The organism is Thermodesulfobacteriota bacterium, assembly GCA_040755095.1.
Classification (GTDB): Bacteria; Desulfobacterota; Desulfobulbia; order Desulfobulbales; family JBFMBH01; genus JBFMBH01.
Map to the genome: position 1 here is coordinate 1 of JBFMBH010000241.1, position 2,553 is coordinate 2,553.

General features: G+C 61.1%; 4 protein-coding genes. 2 read left to right on the plus strand and 2 right to left on the minus strand.

All coding sequences use genetic code 11. The features are described 5' to 3' along the window. Positions 1–668, plus strand: a 668-nt coding sequence (locus AB1634_19325) for a DUF4424 family protein (GenBank protein ID MEW6221664.1), incomplete at its 5' end; no start/stop codon positions are given. Positions 669–1,199: 531 nt separating this feature from the next. Here AB1634_19325 and AB1634_19330 read toward each other — a convergent pair. Then, positions 1,200–1,403: a hypothetical protein gene (locus AB1634_19330; GenBank protein ID MEW6221665.1), complete on the minus strand. Its 204-nt coding sequence runs from the start codon at positions 1,401–1,403 to the stop codon at positions 1,200–1,202. A gap of 51 nt (positions 1,404–1,454) precedes the next feature. Then, entirely contained in the window at positions 1,455–1,760 is a 306-nt protein-coding gene (locus AB1634_19335) for a DUF4143 domain-containing protein (GenBank protein ID MEW6221666.1), read from the minus strand. 12 nt (positions 1,761–1,772) lie between these two features. Here AB1634_19335 and AB1634_19340 point away from each other — a divergent pair. Then, a partial coding sequence (locus tag AB1634_19340; GenBank protein ID MEW6221667.1) for an RHS repeat-associated core domain-containing protein occupies positions 1,773–2,553 on the plus strand: 781 nt, incomplete at its 3' end.

The window sequence follows — 2,553 nt, forward strand, 5'->3', positions numbered from 1 at the left end:
CGGATTTCTCTGTAATTGCGAATGAATCTGTTCTTCCTTTCAAGAAGGACGTTCGCGCCTTTCTCGGTGAAAAAGACATCACGGATACCCTGCTCCGTTCAGGGGTGCCACCTGATGTGTATCCAGAACCGGATAAGGTCGGATACCTTGGTCGAGCCATCATGGATGAACTGGTCAAAATCGGCGCCTTCAGTCGTTCTTATCAGGCGGAGACGGAAGGCGCTATCTGCTGCTATTACGCGGAGTGGATCGTCAGGGTAACTTACTATTGGACTCAACTATTCCCGCCTGGCCAGTCACACGTCCATCATGAGTATAAGCCAGTGAAGGGGTTCATGGTGATTAATGGCGTGCAGGAGTTGCTTGAGCAATGCAGTGATGGGTGTATCAGGAAGGATATGGTTGATGCGATGATGGCAGAGCGGCAAGAGAACGGGAGGGGTGGGTATTCAAGTTTCAGAGTGGAATGGATCGACTACATTCTCAAGACAGCTAATTCATGGGATGGACCGATCAAGACCTTCGACCTCTTTGTGGAGATGAAGAATCCCGGGGATATGCTGTCATTTTGTTGGGATAGTCCACTGGAACGTGTTTCAGACAAGGTCTTCCACACGCGCAAAGAAGACTTTGTGCCAGATCGTGATCTGAGACTCTATTTCTTATAATCGATTGCGGGGGGGGCTTTGACTGGGGCGATCATTAACTGTCTCAGGAGCTTTCAATCCATCAGATGATTGGATTAGAGGTGCCTATGGATTTTAGCGATGGGGGCAGTCATGTTTTTGTTCAACAAAAGTTTTTCTGTATTCATGGGTACGTTGGTGCAGAGGGTGTTTTGCTTACCCAACCATGGATGGCACGGAGTGGCCATGCCTCGGCAGATGCGCCTGGGCTCCCCAGGTACCCTGGGGCCGGCGGATGACGGCGACTTCCTGCGCCGGCTGGCGGTGCCGACCGAACGGGGACGGTGGACCGTTCCGGCCTGGGCCTTGCTTCTCAACCACCTCCACCACCTGGTGCGCACCGGCCCCGTACCCCTGGCCTCGGTGCTGCGGAGCCTCATGACCGGCCATGCGGTGGCCGGCAACCGGCGGCACGGCCGGCCAGGCCATCTGTTTCAGAACGGCCATCCTTCGGGAAACGGCAGCCCGCCCGCCCAGGTGCCGCGAGCTCTTTGTGGTGGGGACAAAGCCGGATCAACACCCTGCCGCCGATGAGGCAAGACAGGTCACGCCCTCTTCCGGACCGTGCCGGTGGTGGCGATTGACGCCGATCCGGTCGAGGCGGCCATCGCCGTGCACCAGCGGCAGCAGGTCTTCTTCTGGGATGGTCGCATCATTGCTGCGGCTCGGCGTGCCGGCGGCGTCCGTCTTCTCACCGAGGATCTCCAGGCGGGACACGAGATCGACGGCTTGTTGGTTGTCACCGGCTGGTGCTTGGGGGACAGGTGCTCAGGCCGGAGGCCGTGGGGGCAGGGGACCCGCGACGAAGGGGTCGTCCGGGCCCAGCACCTCCACGTCCACGCCGTAAGCGGCACAGAACGCCTTGCCGGAGGCCCGGCGCGGCCGCCACTTGATGTCAAAGGCGCGCAGTCCCTCCTCGCTCCTCACCACCAGATCCGCCTCGGCCTGGGTGCGGGAGCGCCAGAAGTACAGGTCGCAAGGGGAGCCCAGCAGCAGGTTCTGCTTCGCCACCTCGGCGATCACCCAGTTCTCCCAGAGGGCGCCGATATCCGGCCGCAGCTCGTCCGTGGCCAAGGCGTTCAGGCGGTGAGCGCCATTTCCGGCGTCAGCCCGACTTTCGCCTACGATGCCAACGGCAACATGACCTTCGGCCCGGATGTGACCAATGCCAACCTGACCGGCACCCGAACGGTCACCTGCGACGCCAACAACATGCCCACCCGGCTGGTCCATTCCTCCCTGGGCACCAGCAGCTACACCTACGACGGCAGCAGCAGCCGGGCCACGAAGTCGGGGCCTGGCGGCGTCACCTACTACATCGGCGAGCATTTCGAGGTCCAGGGCGGGGTGGAGGTGAAGTACATCTTCGCCGCCGGCCGCCGGGTGGCGATGATCAAGAACGGCACAGTGCAGTATTTCCACAAGGATCCCTTGGCCAGCACCGCGGTGGTGACCAGCGCCACCGGCGCCCTGGTGGAGAAGGGCAGCTACATGCCCTTCGGCGTCGAGCGTGACGTTGCCAACAGCGGCTCGGCCTATGCCTCGGCCATCTCGGTGAGCAGCTACACCTACACCGACCAGGAGCGGGACAGCGAGTCCGGCCTCTACAACTACAACGCCCGCCTCTACGACCCCATGACCGGCCGCTTCCTGAGCGCCGACAGCATCGTCCCCCGCCCCGGCGATCCCCAGAGCCTGAACCGGTACAGCTACTGCCTGAACAACCCGCTGGCGTACGTTGACCCGAGCGGGCATTTTCTTGTGGAACTCTTGACCATAGTCGGGGTGGGCGCCTTGGCCGGTGGTGCCGTCTCCGAGTTGATGGGAGGTGAGTTTGATGACGGGATGCTGTACGGTGCTATTGGGG